Source organism: Nitrobacter sp. Nb-311A (assembly GCF_000152905.1).
Taxonomy (GTDB): domain Bacteria; phylum Pseudomonadota; class Alphaproteobacteria; order Rhizobiales; family Xanthobacteraceae; genus Nitrobacter.
This window is the reverse complement of the sequence record NZ_CH672422.1, coordinates 12,458-37,222: the sequence shown is the minus strand read 5'-3', so window position 1 is coordinate 37,222 and position 24,765 is coordinate 12,458. Positions and strand designations below refer to the sequence as shown.

Here is a 24,765-nt window from a genome sequence, read left to right as displayed (position 1 = left end):
GGTTATTCGACAACCTTCGGCACCAGAAAGAAGTGGTCATGAGTCACCGGCGCGTTGGCGACGATCTTATCAGCGATCTCGCCGTCATTCACCGCGTCGGGCCGCATTTTCATCGCCATCGGCGTCACCGACGTCATCGGCTCGACACCGTCGACATTCACTTCCTGCAACTGCTCAACGAAGGCCAGGATCGCATTCAGTTCACCCTGCAGATGGGGAACCTCGGCGTCATCGACCGCTATGCGCGCGAGATGCGCGATGCGGCGGACGGTAGCGGCATCGACGGACATATTGTAAGCCCCCCGCAGGCGTCTGTTGTAAGTTGTTGCCGCCTGACAAACGTTATAGCGTTTTCGAGAGAAGTGGATACCGGTTCGCGTGAAGAAAACGCGTCAAATCAAAGAACGCGTCAAATCAAAGAGATTGAGTCTTTCACCGTTTCCGTGAACGATGAAAGACTTCTATAGCAGACCCGGCTTTCGCGCCGCAACCATTCATGATTGCGAAGGGCGCAAGCGGGCTCCGTGGCCCCTTTTGCCCTGCCGATCCTGCGCATGACATGATATGCGGTCCCCATGCCTGCCCCCGTCCTCCCCTTGATCGAAGCCGCCGCGCACTGGCCTGAGCGCGGAGCGCTTGTCGGACTCGACCTCGGCACCAGGACCATTGGCGTCGCGGTGTCCGATCCGGATCGGCGCCTCGCCACCGGCGTGGAAACCATTCGTCGCAAGGCGTTCACGGCGGATGCCGCGCGGCTTCTCGCCATTGCAGGCGAACGTCATGCGAAAGGTTTCATTCTTGGATTACCGATCAACATGGACGGCAGTGAAGGACCGCGTGCGCAGTCGACTCGTGCTTTTGCGCGCAATCTGGCCAGGCTCACCGATCTCGCAATCGGGCTATGGGACGAGCGGCTCTCGACGGCGGCCGTCGAGCGCGAGTTGATCGGACTGGACATGAGCCGCGCAAGGCGCGCCAGGGTCATCGACGAACACGCCGCGATCTTCATTCTGCAGGGCGCGTTGGACCGGCTTGCGGCACAGCGGCGATCGTCAGGACCCGGTGATCACGGCTGATTGGCGAGCCATAACGTCTGCAGCGTCGCCGCGAGGTTGTTGAGGCCATGCAGAATCACGGTCGGCCAGATCGAGCCGCTGAGATAGCGGAGGTAACCGAACAGCAACCCGATGGAAAAGATCTGCCCGAAGAAGAACCAGTCGTATTGAAGGTGCATCGCGGTCCATACCACCGATGACAGCAAGATCGCGCCCGCGGGGCGCAAAAACGACTCCGACCAGCCCCGATACAGGAATCCGCGCGTCAGGAGTTCCTCGCTGAACGGAGCCACAACGCAAAATGAAATCACCAGAAGCCACAGCGCGCCATCGGCGCGGGCCGATTTTGCCACATCGACCATGAACGCAGCCGAGCTTTCGTGTCCCACCGCATTGGATACCCCCTCCCAGCCGAGGACGAGCACGACCATGGCGACGATACCGAGCAGCAGGTATCGCCACGAGGTCCAGCGCAGCGCGAGATAGTCTGAAAACGGCACTCCCGACAGCCGGATCGCGATCCACAATGCGAGCAGAACCGCGGGCAGTCCCATGACCACCGACAGCGCGACCGTCAGACCGCTTTCAGCCTGTTCCGCGACCTTGTCAAAACTGAACGGCGAGTCATCAGTGATCAGGAAATAAGCAAGAACGGATAGCTGCCCCGCAAACATCGCGGCGAACACCACGATCCCCCACAGACTGGTGCCGAAAAATTTCCAGGCGCGCGGCACGCGCGGCGAAGGAGCCAACGGCGGCGGCGTTAAAGGATCACTTCCGATTGCGGTCACTCTGGTCGGCATTTCCCACCCCCTTACGGCAGCGCCCGCTCGAGCAGATCGCGGCTCTGGGCGGCGGACAATTCTGCCGTCCCGAACATGCGTCCGTGCGTACCGCCAAAACGCGTGGCCGCGAATAACGCTGCCTGATCGGGCGCGGTCCGGTTGAGCGCCGCTGCTGCGGCCAGTTGCGCGAGCGTCTCCACCGCCTGGCGCGCGACGCGCTCCCCGTCAGGCCGGCGGAATGTCTTGGCAAGAAATGCCACCGCTTCGGCCGCGCCGGGCAGACCCATGGTATCCACCACGAAATCTTCGAGCACGGCGACAGCCGCCTCTCCTTCGCGAGCCAGCGCCCGCAGCACGTCGAGGCACATCACGTTGCCGGAGCCTTCCCAGATCGCGTTAACCGGCGCCTCGCGATAGTGACGAGGCAGAACATTCTCCTCGACATAGCCGTTTCCTCCAAGGCACTCCATCGCTTCAGATAGAAAGCCCGGCGAGCTTTTGCAGATCCAGTATTTTACCGCGGGCGTCAAAAGCCGCATCCAAGTCGCCGCTTTAGGGTCGGACGAAGCTTCATCGAAGGCGCGACACAACCGCATCACCAATGCCAGCGACGCGTCCACATGCAGCGCCATATCGGCAAGAACCGCCTGCATCAAGGGCTGATCGACCAGACGTTTCTGAAACACGCTGCGATGACGTGCGTGATGCAGCGCATGCGCCAGCCCCGAGCGCATCAGGCCGACAGAGGCGATGGCGCAATCCTGCCTTGTTAACTGCACCATCTGGATGATGGTGCGAATGCCCTTGCCTTCTTCACCGACACGCCGGGCATAGGCTTCGATGAATTGCACTTCGGACGAGGCGTTGGAGCGATTGCCGAGTTTGTCCTTCAGTCGCTGGAGATGGATCGTGTTGACCGAGCCGTCCGGACGAAAGCGCGGCATGAAGAAGCATGTCAGTCCGCCATCGGCCTGCGCCAGCACCAGAAACGCATCACACATCGGCGCGGACATGAACCATTTGTGGCCGGTGATACGATAGGCGTCGCCATCCCGCACGGCGCGGGTCTGGTTGGCGCGGACGTCGGTGCCGCCCTGCCTCTCGGTCATGCCCATGCCGAGCGTCATGCCGCGCTTGGTCCGCCACGGCGCGAACGACGGGTCATAGCTGCAGGTTGCGATTACCGGCATCGCCTCCGCCAGCAGATCCGGCTGCACCGCGAGCGTCGCTACCGAGGCGCGGGTCATGGTGATCGGGCAAAGATGTCCGGTCTCGACCTGCGCAGCCATGTAGAATTTTGCCGCCCGCACCACTTCCGCCGCACCGGCCGCGGGTTTACCGTCGGCCGTCCAAGTGGAATTGTGTAGGCTGGCACGAGCGCTGTTCGCCATCAGTTCATGATAGGCCGGATGGAATTCGACCTCGTCGCGCCGGTTACCGCGCGCATCGAACAACCGCAGCTTCGGCGGGTTCTCGTTGGCGAGACGACCGCGCGCCGCCATCGCCGTTGAACCCCAGTGCTTTCCGAACGCCTCCATTTCATCGCGGGCGGCGGCTCCGCCGTTCGCCGCCACCGCCTCCGCCAGCGGCCGGTCGAGCGTAAACAGATCGACATCCTCGAACGGAGGTGACTGGTTGAAGACCTCGTGCGTCCTGAATGGTTGCGTCATGAACCACCTCCGCCAGCACTGATACCTATACCACTCTATGCCGGAACCGCGGCGAGTTCACCCCGACGTCTGCCTTCGTTTACCGTGAGTTCCACTTCGGCGGGGGAAAACCCACCTGCAGGCTGTTCGGCCTTGCTCGACGGGGAAACTCTGCCTATAGCTCTGGCTTTAATGACATCGTCAGCCAAATCGAGTTTTGTCCTTGGACACCGGCATCTGCTGGGCATCGAGGGCCTTTCCGTCGCCGACATTACCGGCCTCCTCGACCTTTCCGAAGAATACGTCGAGCTGAACCGCCAGGTGGACAAGAAACGCACCTCCTTGCGCGGGCGCACCCAAATCAATCTGTTTTTCGAGGCTTCGACCCGCACCCAATCGTCATTCGAGATCGCCGGCAAGCGGCTCGGCGCCGACGTGATGAACATGTCGGTATCGTCGTTATCGACCCGCAAGGGCGAGACGCTGGTCGATACCGCGATGACGCTCAATGCCATGCATCCGGACATCCTGGTGATGCGTCACTCAGCTTCCGGCGCGGTGGAGCTTCTGGCGCGCAAGGTCGACGGCTCCGTCATCAATGCCGGCGATGGCGCTCACGAACATCCGACCCAGGCGCTGTTGGACGCTTTAACCATCCGCCGAAACAAAGGACGACTGGAGGGACTTCTGGTCGCGATTTGTGGCGACGTGCTCCACTCACGCGTCGCGCGCTCCAACATCATCCTGCTCAACGCCATGGGCGCGCGCGTCCGCGTCGTTGCGCCCTCCACGCTGCTGCCGCCGGGCATTGAACGCATGGGCGTCGAGATCGCCCGCGATATGCGCGAGGGGCTGGACGGCGCGGATATCGTGATGATGCTGCGCCTGCAACGCGAGCGGATGAGCGGCTCGTTCGTGCCGTCGAGCTCCGAATATTTCCACTATTTCGGCCTCGACCAGAAAAAGCTCGCCTACGCCAAGCCTGACGCGCTGGTCATGCATCCGGGACCGATGAATCGCGGAGTCGAGATTGACTCGATCGTTGCGGACGGCACGCAGTCGCTGATCCGCGAACAGGTGGAAATGGGCGTAGCGGTGCGGATGGCTGTGCTGGAGGCGCTGGCGAGGAACCTGCCGAATGCGTAGCGCGACCAAATTCCAAACCGTGGTTCTGAGACCCATCATTCCACATTCGTCGTATGCGGCGCGGGTTTTTATGCCCTCTCCCCTTGCGGGAGAGGGCTGCTCGGATTCTCAACGCATGGAAACGGGTGAGGGGTACGGCCCCCTCACCCCTCCCGTTCCGTTCAGCGGACCCGCCGCCCTCTCCCGCAAGGGGAGAGGGCATAGTCACGGCGGCTTCGACTCGTCGAGGAGGACGCTCGACTCGTTGAGCAAAGCGAGTGCGACGTCATGCTGAGCAGTCACCGCCCCGTCCTGCTCGCCAACGCTCGCATCGTCGACCCCGCGCGCGATCTCGACGCCCCCGGGGATGTACTCATCGCCGACGGAGTCATTCGTGACGCGCGCAGCGGCATCGGCGCGACGGGCGTGCCCGAAGGCACTGACATCATCAACTGTGCCGACAAGATCGTCGCGCCAGGGCTGATCGACATACGGGCGTTCGTCGGCGAGCCGGGCGCCGGTCATCGCGAAACCTTTGCATCCGCAAGTCACGCCGCCGCCGCAGGCGGGATCACCACCATTGTCTGCCAGCCCGACACCTCGCCGGTGATCGACAATTCCACAACCGTCGATTTCGTGCTGCGCCGCGCGCGGGATACCGCGATCGTCAACATTCATCCGATGGCGGCGCTGACCAAGGGTCTTGCCGGCAAGGAAATGACCGAGATCGGCCTCTTGAAGGAGGCAGGCGCGGTTGCATTCACCGATGGGGCTCGCTCCGTGATGAACGCGCAAGTGATGCGCCGCGCCCTCACCTATGCCCGCGATTTCGACGCTCTGATCGTCCACCATACAGAAGATATCCATCTGGTCGGCGAAGGCGTCATGAACGAGGGCGAACTGTCCTCCCGTCTCGGATTGACAGGCGTTCCGACGGCGGCGGAAGCGGTGATTCTGGAGCGCGACATGCGGCTCGTCGGACTCACCGGCGGCCGCTACCACGCGGCGTCGCTGACCTGTACGGAATCGCTCGATATCCTCATGCGAGCGCGGGACGCCGGACTTCAGGTCACCGCGTCCGCGTCGATCAATCATCTGACACTGAATGAAAACGATATCGGTCCGTACCGCACGTTTCTGAAGTTGTCGCCGCCGCTGCGTAGCGAGGACGATCGCCGCGCAATGATCGCAGCGCTGGCGTCGGGCCTGATCGATGTGGTGATGTCCGACCACAATCCGCAGGACGTGGAAACCAAGCGCCTGCCGTTCGCGGAAGCTGTGGCCGGCGCGATCGGATTGGAGACTATGCTGACGGCGGCGCTGCGGCTCGTGCACAATCAGGAACTCGATTTCAAGACCTTGATCCGGGCCATGTCGACGCGGCCCGCAGAGTTGCTCGGTCTACCGGGCGGATCGTTACGACCGGGCGCGCCTGCCGATGTGATCGTGATCGATCCTGACGTCCCCTGGATTCTCGATCCCGCAGATCTCAAATCGCAATGCAAGAATACGCCGTTCGACGAATCCCGCTTCTCGGGTCGAGTCGTCCGCACCATCGTCGGCGGGCGCACGGTTTTCGAGCACGTCTGACGCCGCAGCGGCAGCGCCCCCTCATTCTTTGTTTTGATATGTCTGCCATGGCGCGATGGCGTCGATATATGGTTTACATCTGCGAAGTGACGCCCGGAGCCCCTCACGATGTCTTCCATCATTACCGTGATCGCCTTCGTCTTCGGCTACCTGTTCGGCTCAGTTCCGTTCGGGATGATTTTGACGAGGATAGCCGGAACGCAGGACCTGCGTTCGATCGGCTCCGGCAATATCGGCGCAACCAACGTGCTGCGAACCGGACACAAGCGACTCGCTGCGGCAACGCTCGTCGGGGACATGCTCAAAGGCACTGCCGCCGTGTTCCTTGCAGGATTGCTATGGGGACCCGCGGCGGCCATGGCCGCGGCACTCGGCGCGTTTCTCGGTCACCTCTTTCCGGTGTGGCTTAAATTCCATGGCGGCAAGGGCGTCGCAACCTATATCGGAGTGCTGCTCGGCCTGTGCTGGCCGGCAGCGCTCGCCTTCTGCGCAATCTGGCTGCTCGTCGCGTTCACGACACGCTACTCGTCACTATCGGCACTCATCGCCAGTCTTCTCACGCCGCTGCTGTTGTGGTGGCTCGGGCACCCGCAGCTGGCGTTGCTGTTTGCGGTGCTGACCGTCCTGTTGTGGCTCAAACACCGCGAGAACATCCGGCGTCTTTCCGCCGGCAGCGAAGGCCGGATTGGAGCGAAAGCGTAACGGCGTTCTCGAATCAAATTGATTAACGCCGCATCCGAGGTTGCTCCCTGGCGACAACTTGGGCACAGCTCACCTGGAGCATTTCAACTTTTTACGAAGAGCGAGCTCCAGTTTGTTGTTTTGATGCGTTTTCTTCACGCGAACCGGTATCCACTTCGCTCGAAAACGGTCTAGCTTTGGGGGCAGGCGTGGACATCCGGAATCCAGACAGGCGGCTGAACGAAGCGCAGCGGATCGATTGGCTGCGGCTTATCCGGTCCGAGAACGTCGGGCCTCGGACCTTTCGTTCGCTCGTGAACCATTTCGGCAGCGCCAGTGAGGCCCTCATCCGGTTGCCCGATCTGGCGCGACGGGGCGGTGCTTCGCGTCCGGGCCGATTGTGCGCCGAAGCCGAGGCACGGAACGAGTTGGCCGCCGCCCGGCGGATCGGCGTCAGCTTGCTGGCGCCGGGAGAGACCGGCTATCCGCCGTACCTCGCAACGATTGACGACGCACCGCCGCTGCTTGGTGTTCGCGGCAACCTCGATGTCATGGAGCGTCCCATGATCGCGATCGTCGGTTCACGCAATGCATCCGGCGCCGGTCACAAGTTCGCGCAAATGCTGGCGCATAATCTCGGCGATGCCGGTTTCGTCATCGTATCAGGACTGGCGCGCGGCATCGATCAGGCGGCGCATCGTGCAAGTGTGGCACGCGGTACCATCGCGGTGCTTGCCGGCGGCCATGACCGCATCTATCCGTTGGAGCATGAAGATCTGCTGGCGGCAGTACTGGAAGACGGCGGCGCAATTTCTGAAATGCCGATGGGACATGTGCCGCGCGCCCGTGATTTCCCACGGCGCAACCGCCTGATCTCGGGTGCGGCGATCGGGGTTGTCGTGGTCGAGGCCGCGCATCGGTCCGGCTCGCTGATCACGGCCCGGATCGCCGCCGAGCAAGGCCGCGAGGTTTTCGCCGTGCCGGGCTCGCCCCTCGATCCTCGCGCCGCCGGGACAAATGATCTCATCAAGCAGGGCGCGACTCTGATTACCCAGGCAGCCGACGTCATCAATGCCGTTCGACCGATCATGAGACGACCGGTCGATCTACCCGCCGAAGAACCGGAGCGCGGCGGCACCTGGACCGACGAGCCTGCGGCAAGCGCCCGTGCGCGTATCGTCGCCCTGCTTGGTCCGGCGCCGATTGGGCCTGACGATCTGATTCGCATGGCGGATGTCCCGCCGGCCGTCGTGCGCACGGTCTTGCTTGAACTGGAACTGGCCGGACGACTGGAACGCCATGGCGGCGGGCTGGTATCAATGGCCTGACCGTCTGCCCGACCCGGTTCGAAGGGAGGCGGTTACCGGTCGGGAGCCGGTGGTGGCGCGGACGAAGCGGCAGGCTCCAACGGAGGCGGTGCCGGTTCCATCTCAGGCGAAGTTTTTTTCGACGGCGCGGCCGCAGAATCGGTGGAGGCTGACGCCGGCGTGGAACTCCCCGCCTCCAACGGCGACCGGGCGTCGGCTTCGCCAACCTTCGGCGCAGGCGTCACCGCCGGAACGGGATCAGCGCGCAACGGCACCGCTTTCGGTTCACTGGTGGGCACAGCGTCAGGTGACGTGCTGCCCGCCTTGCTGTTTTGGGACGTGGACTCCCTGGCTTCAAGTTTGTCAACACCAGGTTCGTCTGGCTTGCTTCTGCCGGTCTTGTCACTCCCGGATCGGGCTGAATCAGCTTTCGGGGTGTCCGGCTTGACGGCTTGCGGCTTCGGCGCTTGCTCCGGAGCAGGCTGTTTCACGTCGGCCTGTTCCTTGGCAGACTCCGTTTCCAACACTGGGTCCTTGGCCGGCGTTACGTCGTCAATCTTCACCGCCTCGGGCTTCGTCGCAGCATCGTGCGGAGACTTGCCCTGCCCTGCGGCGCCAGCTTTCGCCGACTCTTCCGAAGCCGGCTTTCGCTGCTTGCTAAGCTTTTTCCTGTCTCGAAGCTTCCGCCTGTCATGCTCGCTGGCCTCCTCCGAAGCCGGCCTTGCTGTCTCGGGACTCTCGGCGGCCGGTCCAACGATGCGCCTTCCATACCGGTCCTTGCCTGCCTGCACTTCATTCTGCGCGGCGGGATCGGGCTGCGCAGCCTGGGGAATCGGCTTCCCGCCCCGTCGCCCCGCCTGTCTCGGTTCGGATATCATACCGCCTGGATGCGACCTGGGTCGCTCAACGCGGTACCGCTGATCGGTCGCACCTCTGGACATCAGATAGGCGCTGAGCATCCCGGCCATGGTGGGCCCGGTGGTATAATGCTGGCGCAGAAAGCCTGGCAACGATCCGGGCGGCACCGTCCTGACGAGCCCGCGAACTCCTTTGTGGCAGGCGGCGCAGTTCCCCGAAAATATCTGAGCCGCCGACTTTCCCGCTTCGAGATTTTGCGCTCTGGCAACGCCACCCGCGAGAACAACGATCACAAGCATCGTCGCTAGACTGAGCGCTCGGCTCGACATTTTCATCCTCCGGGTGCGGAACAACGCTGCCGCCGCGGCGGCCCACGTTTTAGCCGATTATGCTGCGAATGGAAGCGCAGAGATGGATGCAACATACGACCGCGGCTCGATTCAGGATATCGGCCCTGCGGTGAGAGCATTGGCGAACCGGCTTCCGCGACATTATTATTGATGGAACTTGGACGCCACTTCCAGCGTTACGACGGTTAGCGCGTCCTCGTGATGATGGTGGTTTCGATGGACCGTTTGTTACGGTTTTTTCTGAACCAGTTTGTCCGGCGCGGCTCGATCACATTCGTAACCGCGAGCGGTATGACCTTCACCTGCGGCGACGGTACCGGCAAACCGGTTCGGGTGCGCCTGACCACGAACGAAGTCGCCCGCCAGCTTCTGCTCGATCCGGAAATGTTCTTCGGCGAAGCCTACACCGATGGCACAATGCTGGTCGAACAAGGATCAATCGTTGATCTCCTGGCGATCCTCCTCGACCAGCCCGACATCATGCCGCGCTGGGCGAAGCTGCAGTGGTGGCTCCGCTACCTCGTCCGCAACATCCATCAGTTCAATCCCCGCGGGCGGTCAAGAATTAATGTCGCACGCCATTACGACCTCGATGGGCGGCTTTATTCGCTGTTCCTGGATGCGGACAAACAATACAGTTGCGCGTATTTTGAGGAGCCGGACACCACACTGGATGACGCCCAGCTTGCAAAGAAGCGGCACATCGCGGCCAAGCTTCTGCTCGAACGCGGACACAGGGTTCTCGATATCGGCTCTGGCTGGGGCGGCCTCAGCCTGTATCTCGCGGAAATGACCGGCGCCCGCCTTACCGGCATCACGCTGTCAACCGAACAGCTCCAGGTGTCCAACGCCCGCGCGGCGGAAAACAACCTGACGCAATCGACGAAATTCCTGCTTCAGGACTATCGCGATATTCCCGGATCGTTCAATCGCATCGTATCTGTCGGGATGTTCGAGCACGTCGGCGTCGACCACTACGACACCTTTTTCAGGCGCTGCGCCGAGCTGCTTGAACCCGACGGCGTCATGCTGCTGCATTCGATCGGCCGTTCCGAAGGTCCGGGCATTACCAATCCCTGGATCGCGAAGTACATCTTTCCGGGGGGCTATATTCCAGCGCTGTCGGAAGTCCTGCCCGCCATCGAGCACGCGGGACTGCTTGTCTGCGACATCGAAATCCTGCGTCTGCACTACGCAGAGACGCTGAAGGCGTGGCGGGAGCGCTTCATGGCACGACGCGAGGAAGCTGTACAACTGTACGACGAGCGGTTCGCGCGGATGTGGGAATTTTATCTGGCGTCGTCGGAAATGTCGTTCCGCAAGCAGAACCTGATGAATTTTCAGATCCAGATCACGAAACGGCAAGGCATCGTGCCAATGACGCGCGACTATATCCAGCGCGGGGAAACGAAGCTGCGCCAGCTTGAGCAAAAACAGCGGCCACGGCTTCAGATCGCGGGCGAGTGATAACGCACCATCGTTTAGACCAGAGTCTCGCTTGAGCATCATCGCGATTCGACGAGCGGAGATTCGCCACCGCGACAGTCAAGTTCATTGCTTTTTCGACTTAAGTTTCATTCAAGGTCATGTGGGAATCGGGCATAAGGGTCAGGACCTTGCTATCGCCGTCCACCGGAGCGGCGCTTTATGCGAGCCCTGTATCCCACAAACAATCCAGGTCAGAATCCGAAAGCCATGGCTGATTCGAACATCCTGAAGCTTGCGTCTGATGCGACCACACCAGCCTATCGCGCCCCGCCACACAACGTCGAAGCGGAGCGCGGCCTACTCGGCGCTATTCTGGTCAACAACGACGCATTTTACAGGGTTTCGGATTTCCTGGAGCCGAAGCACTTCTTCGACCCGATGCATCGGACCATCTTTGAGACCGCGGGCAGCCTGATCCGTAGCGGCAAGATCGCGACGCCCGTCACAGTCAAGACTTTCGTTCCCGCTGAAACCGACATCGGCGGCCTGACCATCAGCCAGTACCTCGCCCGTCTGGCGGCGGAAGCCACCACTATTATCAACGCCCTGCACTACGGACGCACTATCTATGAGCAGGCGCTGCGCCGGGACCTGATTCACATCGGCGAGGACATGGTCAACGTCGCCTATGACGCGCCGGTCGACCTCGCGCCGCGGGCGCAGATCGAGGACGCCGAACGCCGGCTCTACGAACTGGCGGAATCCGGCGGATATGAAGGCGGCTTTCAGAAATTTTCTCAGGCGATGAGAACCGCGCTCGACATGGCGGCCAACGCCTATCGCCGCGACGGCAAGCTGTCCGGCATCGCGACGGGCTTGCGGGATCTCGACTCGCGGATGGGCGGTTTGCAGCCGTCAGACTTAATCATCGTTGCCGGCAGGCCGGGCATGGGCAAAACCGCGCTCGCCACCAACATCGCCTACAACATCGCCCGGGCCCATCAGTCGGAGCTTCAGCCCGACGGCACCATGAAGACAGTCAACGGCGGGATCGTGGGTTTCTTCTCCTGCGAAATGTCGGCCGAGCAACTGGCGACGCGTATTCTCGCCGAGCAGACCAGCATCGCCTCCAGCAATATCCGGCGCGGCGGTATCACCGAGAGCGACTTCGAGAAGATCCGTGATCACACCATCGAGCTGGAGCACCTGCCGCTCTACGTCGACGAAACCGGCGGCCTCTCGATTTCGCAACTGACGGCGCGCGCCCGCCGCCTGAAGCGCCAAAAGGGGCTCGACGTGCTGATCGTCGACTACATCCAACTTCTGCTGGGAAGCGGCAAGCGCAGCGACAATCGCGTGCAGGAAGTCACCGAGATCACCACCAGCCTGAAAGCGCTGGCAAAAGAACTGAATGTCCCGATCGTCGCGCTGTCGCAACTGTCGCGTCAGGTCGAGAATCGAGACGACAAGCGCCCGCAACTTTCAGACCTTCGTGAATCCGGCTCGATCGAACAGGACGCCGACGTCGTGATGTTCGTCTATCGCGAGGAATACTACCTGCTGGGCAAGGAGCCGAAAGCAGGTACAGCCGAACACGAGAAATGGCAGACCGACATGGACATCGCCCATGGCGTTGCAGAGGTCATCATCGGCAAACAGCGCCATGGGCCGACCGGTACGGTCAAGCTGCAATTTGAGGGGCAGTTCACCCGCTTCAGCGATCTTGCACATGACAGCCACCTGCCCGAGCGAATTTAGCGGTCGCGTTCGACAGCCGCCTCGCGACGCTGCTCGTTCCGTCACGACGCGCTCCAACATAAGCGGGTTCGATTTACAGCCTTTCCAAGCATACCGCTGGCGCGGTTGAACCGCCGTGCAGCCGAGCGTACCATGCGGCATGAATCTCGTGCCCGATTCCAAAATGGCCTCCAATAGCGTGCCGGCCGATGCCGAAGCGACTGTTGCGCAAGCCGCGGCAATCGGCACCCTCACCGTTGATCTCGACGCCATCGTCGCCAACTGGCGCAAGCTGGAAAAGGCCGCCGTACCCGCCGAGTGTGCGGGAGTGGTCAAGGCTGACGCTTACGGCTGCGGCTCCCGGCCCGTGGTGCGCGCGCTGAGCGCCGCCGGATGCAAAACCTTTTTCGTGGCCACGCTCGATGAGGCCCGCGTGGTCCGCGCGGCCGCTTCCGCCGCCGACATCTACGTGCTGGACGGCTTCTTCCAGAATTGCGGTGACGCTTTCGCGACAATCAATTGCCGGCCCGTGATCGGCGACATCAACGAACTTGCAGAATGGGACGTGTTTTGCCGCCGCACCGGCTGGGCGGGCGGCGCAGCCATCCACATCGACACCGGCATGAACCGCCTGGGTCTCACCCCCGATGAAGCGCAAGGCATCCTTCCAAGGATCGAGGCAGGCGATCATGGCATCACGCTGGTGATGAGCCATCTAGCGTGCGCGGAAAGCCTCAATCATCCTCTCAATGCCAGACAGGTCGCGGCGTTCCGAGAGATCGCCAGGCTGTTTTCCGGGGTTCCGGCTTCGCTGGCGAATTCGTCCGGCATTTTTCTCGGGCCGCAATATCAATTTGACCTCGTGCGTCCGGGCGCCGCGCTCTATGGCGTCAACCCCACGCCGGAAGCCGCCAATCCGATGCAGCCGGTGGTGGAGTTGAAAGCCCGGATCGTGCAGACCCGCTCGATCGATAAAGGTGAAAGCGTCGGCTACGGCGCGACGTGGACCGCGCGTCGGCCGACCCGGCTTGCCGTGGTCTCGGCGGGATACGCCGACGGATATTTCCGTGCCGGCGGCAGCAATGATGGCACGCGCGGAGCCAACATCGTTGTCGCCGGAACGCGATGCCCGGTGGCGGGCCGGATTTCCATGGACCTGTTGGCTGTCGACATCACTGATCTCCCTTCCCCTGGGGGGGTGCGGCGCGGTCATCTGGCGACACTGATCGGCGAAGGCATCACCGTGGACGAACTTGCGCACCATTTCGGCACCATCGGTTACGAGGTGCTGACCAGCCTGGGGCGCCGCTACTACCGAATCTACAAGGGCGGCCCGGCCGAGCCTCGAACCTGACGCCGATCAATGGCCAAATCCGCGCTCTCCTTCGTCTGCCAGAACTGCGGCGCGGCCTATAACCGCTGGCAGGGCAAGTGCGACGCCTGCGGCGAATGGAATACGCTGGCCGAGGAGGACATCACCGGCGCGACGACGATGCCGGTCAGCATCCGCTCCAAGCGCAAGGGCCGGTTGTTCACGCTGGAAACGCTGACCGGCAAGACGCAGGACGCGCCGCGCCTCTCCTCCGGCATGGCCGAACTGGATCGCGTGACCGGTGGTGGCTTTGTGCGCGGCTCGGTGCTGCTGGTCGGCGGCGATCCGGGAATCGGCAAATCGACCTTGCTCACGCAAGCGACCAGCCTGCTGGCGCGCGCCGGCCATCGCGCGGTCTATATCTCCGGCGAGGAAGCGGTCGCGCAGGTGCGATTGCGCGCCGAACGCCTCGGGCTTGCCGACGCGCCGGTGCAACTGGCGGCGGAAACCTCGGTTGAGGATATCGTCGCCACCCTATCCGATGGCGCGGTACCGCGCCTCGTGGTGATCGACTCGATCCAGACCATGTGGACCGACACGGTGGAATCCGCGCCGGGAACCGTAACCCAGGTGCGCGCCTCCGCGCAGGCGCTGATTCGTTTCGCTAAAAAATCCGGGGCCGCGCTGATTCTGGTGGGCCATGTCACCAAGGACGGCCAGATCGCTGGCCCCCGGGTGGTCGAGCACATGGTCGACGCCGTGTTGTCGTTCGAAGGTGAAGGCTCCCAACAGTTTCGCATTCTGCGCGCGGTGAAGAACCGGTTCGGCCCCACCGACGAGATCGGCGTCTTCGAGATGACGGGGCTCGGCTTGCGCGAAGTTTCCAATCCGTCTGAACTGTTTCTGTCGGAACGCGATCTGGGCAGTCCGGGCACGGCGGTCTTCGCAGGCATCGAGGGCACCAGACCAGTGCTGGTGGAATTACAGGCGCTGGTAGCGCCGACCTCGCTCGGCACACCGCGGCGTGCTGTCGTCGGCTGGGATTCAAGCCGGCTGTCCATGGTGTTGGCGGTTCTCGAAGCTCACTGCGGGGTCAAGCTTTCGGGGCACGACGTTTATTTCAATGTCGCGGGCGGTCTGCGGATCAACGAACCGGCCGGCGATCTTGCCGCGGCCGCAGCGCTTGTGTCTTCGCTGACAAACGCCCAACTTCCGACCGACGCGGTCTATTTCGGCGAGATTTCGCTATCCGGCGCGGTCAGGCCGGTGGCGCAAACCCCGGCGAGGCTCAAGGAAGCCGCCAAGCTCGGATTCGGACGTGCCGTGCTGCCGGAATCGGCTCGTGGAGAGATCGGCGGCGATGCTGGCCTCTCTCTTGATACCGTCGCCGGATTGACCACGCTGGTGGCGGATATCGCCGCGCGCGGACAAGGCCGCCCCGGCAAACGCGCCGACACGGAGAAAAATGCCACACCCGGCCGAATCCGTCGTCAAGATGGCTAAAGCGGCGTGACCTCGCGGCCTGCCGCCGCTATACATCCGGCGGCCGCAAGGCCAATGACAGTTATGCGAAAATGTCCTAGAGCATGATCCCGAAAAGTGGAAACCGGTTTTCGGAAAAGATCATGCTCAAACAATAAAGATAAGCGACGAGTCTGATTCAACCAGTTGAAACGGACTCTGGCCGGACGTGCCGTATGATCGTCTGCCAGACTAGCGATTGAACAACGATTCGTGGTTTGAGATTTTACGAGCGGACCTGACCAGCCGATGCCGATAACCATCCTCGACCTCGTTCTGCTCGCCGTGATGCTGATTTCGGGCCTGCTGGCGATGATTCGCGGCTTCATGCGCGAAATCCTGTCGATAGCCTCATGGGGCATCGCCGCGCTGGCCACGCTCTATTCGTTCCAAAAGCTCCTGCCGTTCGCCAAGACCTATATCAATAGCGAAACGCTCGCCGCCGCGGCCGTGATCGGCGGCGTTTTCATCGGCACCCTGATCGTGATTTCGCTCATCACGACACGCATTTCCGACATGGTTCTCGATTCCAGAATCGGCGCGCTCGACCGCACTCTTGGTTTCCTGTTCGGACTGGCGCGGGGTCTGCTGATCGTCGTCGTTGCCTTCCTGTTCTTCGCCTGGCTGGTTCCGGACAAGCAGCGGCCCGATTGGGTCACAGGGGCGAAATCGCTCACGGTGCTCAATTCCACCGGCGCCTGGCTACAGTCGCTCTTGCCGGACGATCCCGAGAACACCATTTTAAACAGGCTCAAGAAGAATAAGCCCGAAGAAGAGCAGCCGGATGCGGAATCTGCATCCCCCGGCTCCGACGGCTACTCCAAACCCGCCCGAGACAGCCTGCAAAAGCTGATCGACGGCAAACCGGCGGAACAGTAGTTGGGGCGCGGACTTGACCTTCACGGCTTACTCAGGTCCGACCGAAAAGCGAGGCGCAATGGACTGTCAGCAGAGCCTTTCCAGCGACGCTTCCTCACACCCTCCCGAGACTGATTTCGATCTCGACGGCGATATGCTCCGCGAGAAATGCGGCGTGTTCGGCATCTTCGGCCATCCGGAAGCCGCAGCGATCACCGCGCTAGGCCTTCACGCACTGCAGCATCGCGGCCAGGAAGCGGCCGGCATCGTGACCTTCGATGGCCACCGTTTTCACTCCGAACGCCGGCTCGGACTTGTCGGTGACGCCTTCTCCCGCCGCGAAGTGATCGAACGTCTTCCGGGCAGCGCCGCCGTCGGTCACACCCGTTATTCCACCACCGGGGGCACCATCCTCCGCAATGTGCAGCCGCTGTTTGCTGAACTCCATGCCGGCGGTTTTGCCGTCGCCCACAACGGCAACCTCACCAACGGATTGACGCTGCGCCGCGAACTGGTCGGCTGCGGCGCCTTGATGCAATCGACCACCGACACCGAGGCCATTCTTCATCTGGTCGCACAGTCGAGACGCGGCCGATTCATTGAGCGTTATATTGAAGCGCTCCGGGCTCTCGAAGGCGCTTATGCGCTGGTGTCGCTAACTAACAAGAAGCTGGTCGGAGCGCGTGATCCGCGGGGCATCCGTCCGCTCGTGCTGGGCGAACTCGATGGTTGCCCAATCCTTGCCTCGGAAACCTGCGCGCTCGACATCATCGGCGCTAAATATGTCCGTGACATCGAACCCGGCGAAGTCGTCGTGTTTCATCGTATCGACGGCACCATTCAGACCGAAATCCACAAGCCGTTTCCGCCGCTGCCGCCAAGACCGTGCATCTTCGAATACATCTATTTTTCACGGCCGGATTCGATCGTCGGCGGCCGCTCGGTCTACGAAGTTCGCAAAGCGTTCGGCGCGCAACTGGCCCGCGAAAGTCACGCCGAAGTCGATGTCGTGGTGCCGGTTCCCGATTCCGGCGTGCCCGCCGCCCTGGGCTACAGCCAATTCTCCGGGGTGCCATACGAACTCGGAATCATCAGAAACCACTATGTCGGCCGCACCTTCATCCAGCCGGCCCAAAGCGTCCGCGAACTTGGCGTCCGGATGAAGCATTCGGCCAACCAGGCTGCGATCGCCGGCAAACGCATCATCCTGATCGACGACTCGCTGGTGCGCGGCACGACTTCGAGAAAAATCGTCCGCATGATGCGTGATGCCGGGGCTACGGAGGTGCATTTCCGCCTGGCCTCACCGCCGATCATCCATCCTGATTACTACGGCATCGACCTTCCCGACCGGAACGGACTATTGGCGGCGACCCACAGCCTCGAGCAGATGCGAGACATGATCGGCGCGGATTCCTTGGCCTTTCTTTCCATCGACGGCATGTACCGCGCCATGGGCGAACCCGGACGCGATCCGGCGAACCCAAAGTATTCCGACCACTGCTTCACAGGCGCCTATCCGACCAATCTTACCGACCATACCGACGTCGAACCACAACCGCACCAATTGTCGCTGCTCGCGGAAGCTAGTTGACCGGAGACGCCGCCGCCAAGTGATTGCGGTCAAAGCTGCCGGACCATGAATACCGCAGCTTCACTGTAGTCATGCAGCTTTCGCGTCAGCGTGACGCCGCCGATCTCGTCGAGCGGACTCCCAAAAACCCGCAGCGGCAGATCGCCGGTCACCATGGGCCGCCATTTGCCTTTGGCCTCGCCAGATAATTCGGGCATAAGACGCAGAACCTCCATCCGCGTCATCCCTAGCACGAAATACACCCGCCATGACAAAACCGCTCGCCTCCCGCATAGCGCTCGTCAGCGGCGCCTCGCGTGGCATCGGCTATGCCACCGCGCGCGCGCTTGCAAAAGCCGGTGCGCATGTGATCGCCGTGGCTCGCACGCAAGGCGGACTCGAAGAACTTGACGACGACATCCGCAAGGACGGCGGCAGCGCGACGCTGGTGCCGCTTAATCTCACCGACTTCGAGGGAATCGCACGGCTAGGCGCCGCATTGAACGAACGCCACGGCAAGCTCGATATTCTCGTCGGCAATGCCGGCATCGCGGGCCCATCCTCGCCGCTCGGGCACATCGAGTTGAAGCCATGGCAGGACGTGATAGCGGTCAACGTCACCGCGAATTTTCAATTGATCCGCTGCATGGAGCCATTGCTGCAGCAATCGGATGCCGGACGCGCGGTATTTGTCACCTCCAGCGCCGCCGGCAGCGCCAACGCCTATCGCGGTCCGTATGCGGCCTCGAAGGCCGCGCTGGATACGCTGGTGCGATGCTGGGCGAACGAAACCGCCACGACCCGGATCCGGGTCAACCTGTTCGATCCTGGGCCGGTCCGGACCCGCATGCGCGCGATCGTGTTTCCGGGCGAAGACCCGAATACGCTGGACACGCCTGAACAGATTGCCGAATTCATGGTCCCGATGTGCCTTCCCTCCTGGGGCGAGACTGGACAGCTATTCGACTACATCAGCCGCAGAGTGGTGAGCTTCGGCTCGCTGTCAGCTTAAGGAACGGGATCAGCCGGCGCGTTAACCGTTTAGGGATGCCGACTCACAAAAATGCGGGGGAACTTCCCGGGAGATGGATGGTTCGATCGGGTCAGGAGAGTTGCCGATGCAAGCCATTGTAGAACTGATACGCGCCTTTACCCTCAAGAGTTCGCCATCCCGCGAAAATGGCGACAACGATCGTCGAACTCCGGCCGATTTGGCCGCCGATTTGTTGGAGAATTACAGAGCGCATCTTCTGCAGCGAGCGCAGCCTCCTCGCAGCCGCTGACCGGCAGCATTTGGTTCAGCGGTTCCGATCACCCGACATCGATCCCACGGCTGCACATCCACGGCTGCACATCCACGGCTGCGCCGCGCGCTATGACTTGCGCTTGCGCTTGTGAGCGAATGGATTAGCTTTTTCGCGGAGCGTGATGCGAATTGGGGTGCCCGGCAGATCAAAGGTCTCGCGCAAGCTGTTGACCAGATAGCGCAAATAAGATTCCGGAACGGCGTCCGCTCGCGAACAGAACACCACGAAACTCGGCGGCCGCGCCTTGGTCTGAGTTGCATAGTTGAGCTTCAGCCGCCGCCCCGACACCGCAGGCGGCGGGCTGGCTGCAATTGCCTGCTGAAACCAGCGATTGAGCGCCGCCGTTGGCACACGACGGTTCCAGACGGCATAGGCAGCTTGGATCGCGGTCATCAGGCCACCGACCCCCTCGCCGGTCAGACCTGAGAGCGCGACGACGGGCGCTCCCTTGACCTGCGGCAGCCAGTGATCGGCATCATTTCGCAGTGATGCGATCCGCGCCGATCCGCCCTGCATCAAGTCCCATTTATTAACGGCGATGACGAGGGCGCGGCCCTCACGCTCGATAAGGTCGGCGATGCGGAGGTCCTGCTCCTCGAACCTGTTCTGCGCATCCATCATCAAGACAACGACTTCGGCGAACCTGACGGCGCGCAACGTATCCGCCACCGACAACTTCTCGAGCTTCTCCTCGATCCGCGACCTGCGCCGCAATCCGGCGGTATCGAAGATGCGGAAATCGCGCCCGTGCCAGTCCAGTTCGACCGAAATGGAGTCTCGCGTCGTTCCGGCTTCCGGACTGGTCAACAGCCGGTCCTCATTGAGCAGATAATTGATGACCGTTGATTTCCCGGCATTGGGACGCCCGACGATCGCAACACGGATCGGCCGCCGCGACACATCCTCGCCGGACTCGATGCTGTCGTCAGCGTCGGCTTCTTCGGCCGGCTCCGGCATCACGGCGCGCAATGCATCATAGAGATCGCCCATACCTTCGCCGTGCTCCGCGGACACGCCGATCGGATCGCCGAGTCCCAGCGCATAGGATTCCAGCGCGCCGGCATCCCCATGCCTGCCCTCGCTCTTGTTGGCGACGAGAACGACCGGCTTGTCGGCGCGGCGCGCGAAATCGGCGAACGAGCGATCGGTCGGCGTCAGGCCGGCGCGCGCATCGAATACGAACATCAGGGCATCGGCGGCTGCAATCGCGGTCTCGGTCTGCTCCTGCATGCGGGCCGTCAGCGAGCCCCGCGGCCCCTCGTCGAGACCGGCGGTGTCGATCACCGTGAAATCGAGATCGCCAAGCCGGGCCTGTCCTTCGCGGCGATCGCGCGTCACACCCGGCTCGTCATCGACGAGCGCCAGTCTCTGCCCGACCAGACGGTTGAACAGGGTCGATTTGCCGACATTGGGTCGGCCTATGATGGCAATGGTGAAGGACATCGACGCTCCGCGCGGCGTCTCAATACCAGTGTTTCACCAGCGCCGATACAGCTGTCAGCGCGCGAAGCTGCCGCTGGGCAGCGGCGCCGGGAACGGCGACGCCGCCGGCTCGGACTGTTGCGCGGCAGGCGGTGGCGGCGGCGTAGCCTGCTGCCTTGAGGAAGGTTCTTCCTTTGGCAAAGACGTGGCGCGGCGATGAACGAAACGCTTGGGCTTACGCGGCGCGGCAGCGGCCGTGCCGGCATCAGCGGCAGAGGCTTCGGCATCCTCGGAGCCGTCCACTTTGCCTGATCGTCGCGCCCGCCCCGACTCATCCGGCGACGGCGCCGCGACAGGTTCCTGAGCTTGCTGAGGCTCGGCGTTGCTCTTGTAGAGATCCTTCGGCACCCCCTGCTCGATGCCCGGAACACCCTCGGGAAAAACCGGCTGACGGTTGCCCTTAATCTTCTTCTTCGTATCGAGGAAACCGAGCAAATCGGTCGGATCCCAATTGCTAAAGCCGCCACCGCCGCAACCGGCCAGCACGCCGCACAACGAAATCAGAACAGCGAAAGTCATCAGGCGTTGCGAGCAGCGCATCGACGGTTCTCGTTCAAGCTTGAGTTCGACACATCCGCTCAGTTCTTCGCAACCGGCGGCAGCAAAGCCTGCAGGGCTTCGGCGCGGCGGCGCAGGCTGGACGGCGTCTGGCCGTCCTCGCTGATCATGTCGAGCCACTTCCGCGCAGCCGTGGTGTCGCCGTTGCTCCAGGCGGATAGCGCCAGAAGTTCGCGCGCGGTATGGCGGTAAGTCGCTTCGGGTGCGGTTGCCGGCTCGAGCCGCGGCAGCATGTTATTGTAGGTCTCGGTATCCACCAGCAATCTGGCGGCGCTCACCCGCGCAAGATCACGCTCGGCGCTGCTGAGCCCACTGTCGCTGGCGATCGCATCATAAAGTTTCACCGCAGCATTGGTGTCGTGCCTGGCGGCTTCGGCAGCGGCGCGAAGCCGCGACAGAGTACGATATCCGGATGGCGCGGTCTCCGCCAGTTTGGTGAAGGCCGCTTCCGCTTCGGCATGCTTGTTTTGAGCGGCCAGCGCAGCCGCTGCTTCAAAGGTTGAACTGGCCTCGGCGGCCTTCTGGGTCTGGAGATACTGGTATCCGCGCCAGCCGCCGACGGCGGCAATCACGAGAATGACGGCGGCAACGATTAGCGCCCAATAGCGACTCCAAAACTTCTGGACCTGTTCGCGCCGCAGCTCATCATCTATTTCACTAAATAGCTCAGTCACTTATTATTTCCCGTCCCGCAAGCCACGGCGCCGCCGCGCTCCCCACCAATGGCGACCGCGATATCCTAGCGTTATGGCACCCACAAGGCAAAAGCGAGTCCGGTCGGCTAAAGCGTTTTCAGATATTCGAGAAGAGCTTTCTTGTCGGTGTCCGGCAGACTGGTCCCGAACTCGTGGCCGCAACGGCTGTTGCCGGAGTTCAGATCGTCGCAACCGGTCGTTTCGCGAACGTTGCCGGCCTGGGTCTGGCTGGCGGCAATGCCGATGTTATTCACGTCATAGTCGGGACCGATCGCAAAACGCTGCTGCCGCTGGCTTGCAGGCTTGAGCAACTCGGCAAGACTCGCGACCGAACCATTGTGCAGATACGGAGCAGCCGCCCAGATGCCGTAAAGAACCCGCGATTCATACGCGCCCTTTGGAGGTGCGGGGGTTGCAACATCGGCGTTCGATTTTCCCGCACCCATGTCCAGTCGAAGACGGGTTTCAGGAGTTGCCGCGGCGTCGGGAAACCTGAATGCACCCGGCAAGTCCTGCAAGACGGCAGGGAGACGCGTGGCGTCGACGGGCTGGGGTGCGCCCGGCGCGGCCTCGGACTGAACAGAGGCGCCAAGAGCGCGTGGAGAGGCGCCTTTCGACAAGCTCAGGACATGCTCTCCGATCGTGCCGATCACCGATGTCGACAGAATGTTGAATGCGAGGTCGGTTTCTTTCAGAGGCTTGGTCGCGAACGGAATGTAGGCGCCTTTCAGCACACCCGATTTAGCCGTCCATCCCAGGATATCGTACTCACGCGTGTCCGTCCCGACGTTCTGAATTGGTGTTGCCCAGGTCTTTTGAAAGGGGAAGCGCTCCTTGCCGGCTTTCTGGCCATGGCATTCCTGGCATCCGCCGTCAGCAGCCGACCGTTCAAAGACCGCCTTGCCCTTGGCCGCGAGCGCGGTGTCGATAGACCATGGCCATTTCGGCGGCCCGATCTTCTTTGCAAGGTCCTCAAGTTTTTCCAGCCCGTCGAAATTCACCGAGTTGTTGTTCAGGAAGTCGATGAACAGGCCGTCGCGCGTCGGCTGGAAATTGCCGAACACGCCCATCACCTCGCCGACATTCCGGGCCAGCCCGAGGATATCGCTCCCGTTATCGGCGAAGCCCGGCCACTGCGTCTTGTCCTGTTTGGGCGCGTTCCAGAGGAAAGGATAACGGACCGGCGCATCGGCCCTGTGAATGTTCTCCGGAATCAAAAATGTCGGCTCCGGGCCGATGCCCAACCCGGTCACGCGATTGAAGATCATGCCCACTGCATCGAGACGTCCCAACCCCCATGCAGGGTTCGGAAGAGATCGATCAATAATGGTGTGATAGCGAACGTACCATGCGTCGACGTCGCTCCGCAGCGCAGCAACTTTATCGCTATCGGGCTTGGCCGTCTGGAGAACAGATGCCGCGAATGTGTTGAATGCGGCATCGTCGGACGTTGCCCTCGCAACCGCTTTATCAAGATCACTCAGAAACGATTGGAAATCGACGAGAGCCGGTCCTCCATCGATACGGTACTGCCGGTCTGCGACCTTGATCTGGCGGGTGTGACAGGCGGAGCAGGTCATCCCGACGACCTTTGCGCCGGTCGGACCGGACGCGTAAAAACCTACCGGGAGTTCGTTCGAAGCATCGAGAGCCGGCAAGTAGCCGTATTTCGCCAATCGGCCGGAGAGAAATGGAGCACCGTCAGCTTGTTTGAGCGCCTTGAGCCAGGCCAATGGAATGAGGCGCGAACCTTGATCGCGTGTGTAGAAATCGGTTCGGCTGGACATATCCCAAGCTGGACCCTGGTCAACGAATACCGGACCAGACTCATCAGCAAAGGATGATGTGACGACTGAAAAATTCAGGAGGACGAAGGCCAGAATAAGGATTCGCATCTGTGCTCCGAGCGCACAGCCATTGTGGCTGTCGTGTTGTTGTTAACGCGCCGCTGGCGAGCGGCGAACGTTCTTCGCACGGATAACGTGTTCTCGCAAGAGTTGAGATAGCGAGAAAATTCTAGTTAAGCGATCATAAAGTTGATGACGAAATCGAACCGGGGGACTCCCGATCTAGCTTTTCTGCTTCATCGCATAAACGTATTCCGGGCCAGGAAAGGCGCGGCTGCGCACGTCGCGCGCATAGCCTTCGATCGCGGCCTCGATCATGGGGCCGAGTTCGCCGTAGCGCCGGACGAATTTCGGCGCGCGCGGCGACAGGCCGAGCATGTCCTCCAGCACCAGCACCTGACCATCGCAGGCGGGACTGGCCCCGATGCCGATCGTCGGGATCGCCACTGTTTCCGTGATCCTGCGCGCCAGGGGCTCCGCGACCGCTTCGATCACCATCGAGAACGCGCCGGCTTCCGCCACGGCGCGCGCATCATCCTCGATCGGCTGCCATGTCCCTTCCTCGCGCCCCTGCGCGCGAAACGAGCCGAGCGTGTTGATCGATTGCGGCGTCAAGCCGACATGCCCCATCACGGGAATTCCGCGCTCGGAAAGAAACGCAATGGTCTCCGCCATCTTCACGCCGCCTTCGAGCTTCACCGCGCCGCAAAGCGTCTCCTTGAGAAGGCGCGCGGCGGAATGAAACGCCTGTTCCTTCGAAGCCTCGTAGGAACCGAACGGCATGTCCACCACGACCAATGCATGTTGCGACCCCCGCATCACCGCGCGGCCCTGCAGGATCATCATCTCGAGCGTGACCGGCACGGTGGTCTCGAAACCGTGCATCACGTTGCCCAGACTGTCGCCGACCAGGATGACGTCGCAGTGGCGGTCGACCAGCGCCGCGGTATGCGCATGATACGAGGTCAGCATCACGATCGGATCGCCGTTCTTGCGGGCGCGAATATCGGGTGCTGTCCTGCGCCTGATGGCCGACTGGATTGACAT

At 62.1% G+C, this 24,765-nt stretch carries 22 protein-coding genes; 12 read left to right on the top strand and 10 right to left on the bottom strand.

Features of this window, described 5'->3' with window-relative positions; all coding sequences use genetic code 11:
- Positions 1–2 precede the first annotated feature (2 nt).
- Positions 3–290, bottom strand: a complete 288-nt coding sequence (gene gatC, locus NB311A_RS18145; RefSeq protein ID WP_009800124.1) for an Asp-tRNA(Asn)/Glu-tRNA(Gln) amidotransferase subunit GatC — start codon at positions 288–290, stop codon at positions 3–5.
- A gap of 285 nt (positions 291–575) precedes the next feature.
- Between gatC and ruvX the strand changes: the two genes are divergently transcribed.
- Positions 576–1,076, top strand: a complete 501-nt coding sequence (ruvX, locus tag NB311A_RS18140; protein WP_009800123.1) for a Holliday junction resolvase RuvX — start codon at positions 576–578, stop codon at positions 1,074–1,076.
- Here the strand turns inward: ruvX and NB311A_RS18135 are convergent.
- Positions 1,067–1,858 (bottom strand): CPBP family intramembrane glutamic endopeptidase, encoded by a 792-nt coding sequence (locus NB311A_RS18135; RefSeq protein ID WP_009800122.1) that lies wholly within the window; start codon positions 1,856–1,858, stop codon positions 1,067–1,069. The two genes, ruvX and NB311A_RS18135, sit on opposite strands and share 10 nt — an antisense overlap.
- An 11-nt stretch (positions 1,859–1,869) precedes the next feature.
- Entirely contained in the window at positions 1,870–3,510 is a 1,641-nt protein-coding gene (locus NB311A_RS18130; protein ID WP_009800121.1) for an acyl-CoA dehydrogenase family protein, read from the bottom strand.
- Between the two features lie 171 nt (positions 3,511–3,681).
- Between NB311A_RS18130 and NB311A_RS18125 the strand changes: the two genes are divergently transcribed.
- The 4 genes from NB311A_RS18125 to dprA all read left to right on the top strand — a co-directional run bounded on the left by NB311A_RS18125 (position 3,682) and on the right by dprA (position 8,213).
- Positions 3,682–4,635 carry an aspartate carbamoyltransferase catalytic subunit gene (locus tag NB311A_RS18125; RefSeq protein WP_009800120.1) on the top strand — a complete coding sequence of 318 codons (954 nt, stop codon included), beginning with the start codon at positions 3,682–3,684 and terminating at the stop codon, positions 4,633–4,635.
- A 267-nt stretch (positions 4,636–4,902) separates the two neighbouring features.
- The gene (locus NB311A_RS18120; protein WP_009800119.1) at positions 4,903–6,204 is read left to right on the top strand and encodes a dihydroorotase; all 1,302 of its coding nucleotides are present in this window, start codon (positions 4,903–4,905) and stop codon (positions 6,202–6,204) included.
- 108 nt (positions 6,205–6,312) lie between these two features.
- Positions 6,313–6,906, top strand: a complete 594-nt coding sequence (gene plsY, locus NB311A_RS18115) for a glycerol-3-phosphate 1-O-acyltransferase PlsY (RefSeq protein WP_009800118.1) — start codon at positions 6,313–6,315, stop codon at positions 6,904–6,906.
- A gap of 188 nt (positions 6,907–7,094) precedes the next feature.
- Entirely contained in the window at positions 7,095–8,213 is a 1,119-nt protein-coding gene (gene dprA / locus NB311A_RS18110; protein ID WP_009800117.1) for a DNA-processing protein DprA, read from the top strand.
- A 32-nt stretch (positions 8,214–8,245) separates the two neighbouring features.
- On the opposite strand, the gene NB311A_RS18105 is transcribed toward dprA, so the two are convergent.
- Positions 8,246–9,379, bottom strand: coding sequence for a hypothetical protein (locus tag NB311A_RS18105; protein WP_131522937.1), 1,134 nt, complete (start codon positions 9,377–9,379; stop codon positions 8,246–8,248).
- 237 nt (positions 9,380–9,616) lie between these two features.
- Between NB311A_RS18105 and NB311A_RS18100 the strand changes: the two genes are divergently transcribed.
- The 6 genes from NB311A_RS18100 (at position 9,617) to purF (ending at position 17,850) form a co-directional block, all read left to right on the top strand.
- Entirely contained in the window at positions 9,617–10,867 is a 1,251-nt protein-coding gene (locus NB311A_RS18100; protein ID WP_040675996.1) for a cyclopropane-fatty-acyl-phospholipid synthase family protein, read from the top strand.
- A 228-nt stretch (positions 10,868–11,095) separates the two neighbouring features.
- Positions 11,096–12,586, top strand: coding sequence for a replicative DNA helicase (locus NB311A_RS18095; RefSeq protein WP_009800113.1), 1,491 nt, complete (start codon positions 11,096–11,098; stop codon positions 12,584–12,586).
- Positions 12,587–12,725: 139 nt separating this feature from the next.
- Positions 12,726–13,919, top strand: a complete 1,194-nt coding sequence (gene alr / locus NB311A_RS18090) for an alanine racemase (protein ID WP_009800112.1) — start codon at positions 12,726–12,728, stop codon at positions 13,917–13,919.
- Between the two features lie 9 nt (positions 13,920–13,928).
- A complete protein-coding gene (gene radA, locus NB311A_RS18085; protein ID WP_009800111.1) occupies positions 13,929–15,380 on the top strand; it encodes a DNA repair protein RadA in 1,452 nt (483 codons plus the stop codon).
- 267 nt (positions 15,381–15,647) lie between these two features.
- A complete protein-coding gene (locus NB311A_RS18080) occupies positions 15,648–16,277 on the top strand; it encodes a CvpA family protein (protein ID WP_009800110.1) in 630 nt (209 codons plus the stop codon).
- A 58-nt stretch (positions 16,278–16,335) separates the two neighbouring features.
- Complete coding sequence (gene purF / locus NB311A_RS18075) at positions 16,336–17,850, top strand: amidophosphoribosyltransferase (RefSeq protein ID WP_009800109.1); 1,515 nt, start codon at positions 16,336–16,338, stop codon at positions 17,848–17,850.
- 29 nt (positions 17,851–17,879) lie between these two features.
- Here purF and NB311A_RS18070 read toward each other — a convergent pair whose 3' ends face one another.
- Positions 17,880–18,065: a hypothetical protein gene (locus NB311A_RS18070; protein WP_040675966.1), complete on the bottom strand. Its 186-nt coding sequence runs from the start codon at positions 18,063–18,065 to the stop codon at positions 17,880–17,882.
- A gap of 32 nt (positions 18,066–18,097) precedes the next feature.
- On the opposite strand from NB311A_RS18070, the gene NB311A_RS18065 reads away from it, so the two are divergent.
- On the top strand, positions 18,098–18,841 hold the full coding sequence (locus NB311A_RS18065) for an SDR family NAD(P)-dependent oxidoreductase (protein ID WP_009800107.1): 744 nt from the start codon (positions 18,098–18,100) through the stop codon (positions 18,839–18,841).
- Positions 18,842–19,202: 361 nt separating this feature from the next.
- Here NB311A_RS18065 and der read toward each other — a convergent pair whose 3' ends face one another.
- The 5 genes from der to panB form a co-directional block, all read right to left on the bottom strand.
- Positions 19,203–20,579: a ribosome biogenesis GTPase Der gene (gene der / locus NB311A_RS18055; RefSeq protein ID WP_009800105.1), complete on the bottom strand. Its 1,377-nt coding sequence runs from the start codon at positions 20,577–20,579 to the stop codon at positions 19,203–19,205.
- Between the two features lie 54 nt (positions 20,580–20,633).
- On the bottom strand, positions 20,634–21,158 hold the full coding sequence (locus NB311A_RS18050) for a hypothetical protein (RefSeq protein WP_009800104.1): 525 nt from the start codon (positions 21,156–21,158) through the stop codon (positions 20,634–20,636).
- Between the two features lie 38 nt (positions 21,159–21,196).
- Positions 21,197–21,850, bottom strand: coding sequence for a tetratricopeptide repeat protein (locus tag NB311A_RS18045; protein ID WP_009800103.1), 654 nt, complete (start codon positions 21,848–21,850; stop codon positions 21,197–21,199).
- 107 nt (positions 21,851–21,957) lie between these two features.
- On the bottom strand, positions 21,958–23,766 hold the full coding sequence (locus tag NB311A_RS18040) for a di-heme-cytochrome C peroxidase (RefSeq protein ID WP_040675964.1): 1,809 nt from the start codon (positions 23,764–23,766) through the stop codon (positions 21,958–21,960).
- Between the two features lie 174 nt (positions 23,767–23,940).
- Complete coding sequence (gene panB / locus NB311A_RS18035; protein WP_009800101.1) at positions 23,941–24,765, bottom strand: 3-methyl-2-oxobutanoate hydroxymethyltransferase; 825 nt, start codon at positions 24,763–24,765, stop codon at positions 23,941–23,943.

Coding starts and splice junctions, on each gene's coding strand:
- ruvX (WP_009800123.1), top strand. CDS start 576: ATGCCTGCCCCCGTCCTCCCCTTGATCGAAGCCGCCGCGCACTGGCCT.
- NB311A_RS18100 (WP_040675996.1), top strand. CDS start 9,617: ATGGACCGTTTGTTACGGTTTTTTCTGAACCAGTTTGTCCGGCGCGGC.
- NB311A_RS18105 (WP_131522937.1), bottom strand. CDS start 9,379: ATGTCGAGCCGAGCGCTCAGTCTAGCGACGATGCTTGTGATCGTTGTT.
- NB311A_RS18070 (WP_040675966.1), bottom strand. CDS start 18,065: ATGGAGGTTCTGCGTCTTATGCCCGAATTATCTGGCGAGGCCAAAGGC.
- NB311A_RS18130 (WP_009800121.1), bottom strand. CDS start 3,510: ATGACGCAACCATTCAGGACGCACGAGGTCTTCAACCAGTCACCTCCG.
- gatC (WP_009800124.1), bottom strand. CDS start 290: ATGTCCGTCGATGCCGCTACCGTCCGCCGCATCGCGCATCTCGCGCGC.
- NB311A_RS18135 (WP_009800122.1), bottom strand. CDS start 1,858: ATGCCGACCAGAGTGACCGCAATCGGAAGTGATCCTTTAACGCCGCCG.
- NB311A_RS18125 (WP_009800120.1), top strand. CDS start 3,682: ATGACATCGTCAGCCAAATCGAGTTTTGTCCTTGGACACCGGCATCTG.
- purF (WP_009800109.1), top strand. CDS start 16,336: ATGGACTGTCAGCAGAGCCTTTCCAGCGACGCTTCCTCACACCCTCCC.
- radA (WP_009800111.1), top strand. CDS start 13,929: ATGGCCAAATCCGCGCTCTCCTTCGTCTGCCAGAACTGCGGCGCGGCC.
- alr (WP_009800112.1), top strand. CDS start 12,726: ATGAATCTCGTGCCCGATTCCAAAATGGCCTCCAATAGCGTGCCGGCC.
- NB311A_RS18065 (WP_009800107.1), top strand. CDS start 18,098: ATGACAAAACCGCTCGCCTCCCGCATAGCGCTCGTCAGCGGCGCCTCG.
- plsY (WP_009800118.1), top strand. CDS start 6,313: ATGTCTTCCATCATTACCGTGATCGCCTTCGTCTTCGGCTACCTGTTC.
- panB (WP_009800101.1), bottom strand. CDS start 24,765: ATGTCAATCCAGTCGGCCATCAGGCGCAGGACAGCACCCGATATTCGC.
- NB311A_RS18080 (WP_009800110.1), top strand. CDS start 15,648: ATGCCGATAACCATCCTCGACCTCGTTCTGCTCGCCGTGATGCTGATT.
- NB311A_RS18040 (WP_040675964.1), bottom strand. CDS start 23,766: ATGCGAATCCTTATTCTGGCCTTCGTCCTCCTGAATTTTTCAGTCGTC.
- NB311A_RS18120 (WP_009800119.1), top strand. CDS start 4,903: ATGCTGAGCAGTCACCGCCCCGTCCTGCTCGCCAACGCTCGCATCGTC.
- der (WP_009800105.1), bottom strand. CDS start 20,579: ATGTCCTTCACCATTGCCATCATAGGCCGACCCAATGTCGGCAAATCG.
- NB311A_RS18095 (WP_009800113.1), top strand. CDS start 11,096: ATGGCTGATTCGAACATCCTGAAGCTTGCGTCTGATGCGACCACACCA.
- NB311A_RS18050 (WP_009800104.1), bottom strand. CDS start 21,158: ATGCGCTGCTCGCAACGCCTGATGACTTTCGCTGTTCTGATTTCGTTG.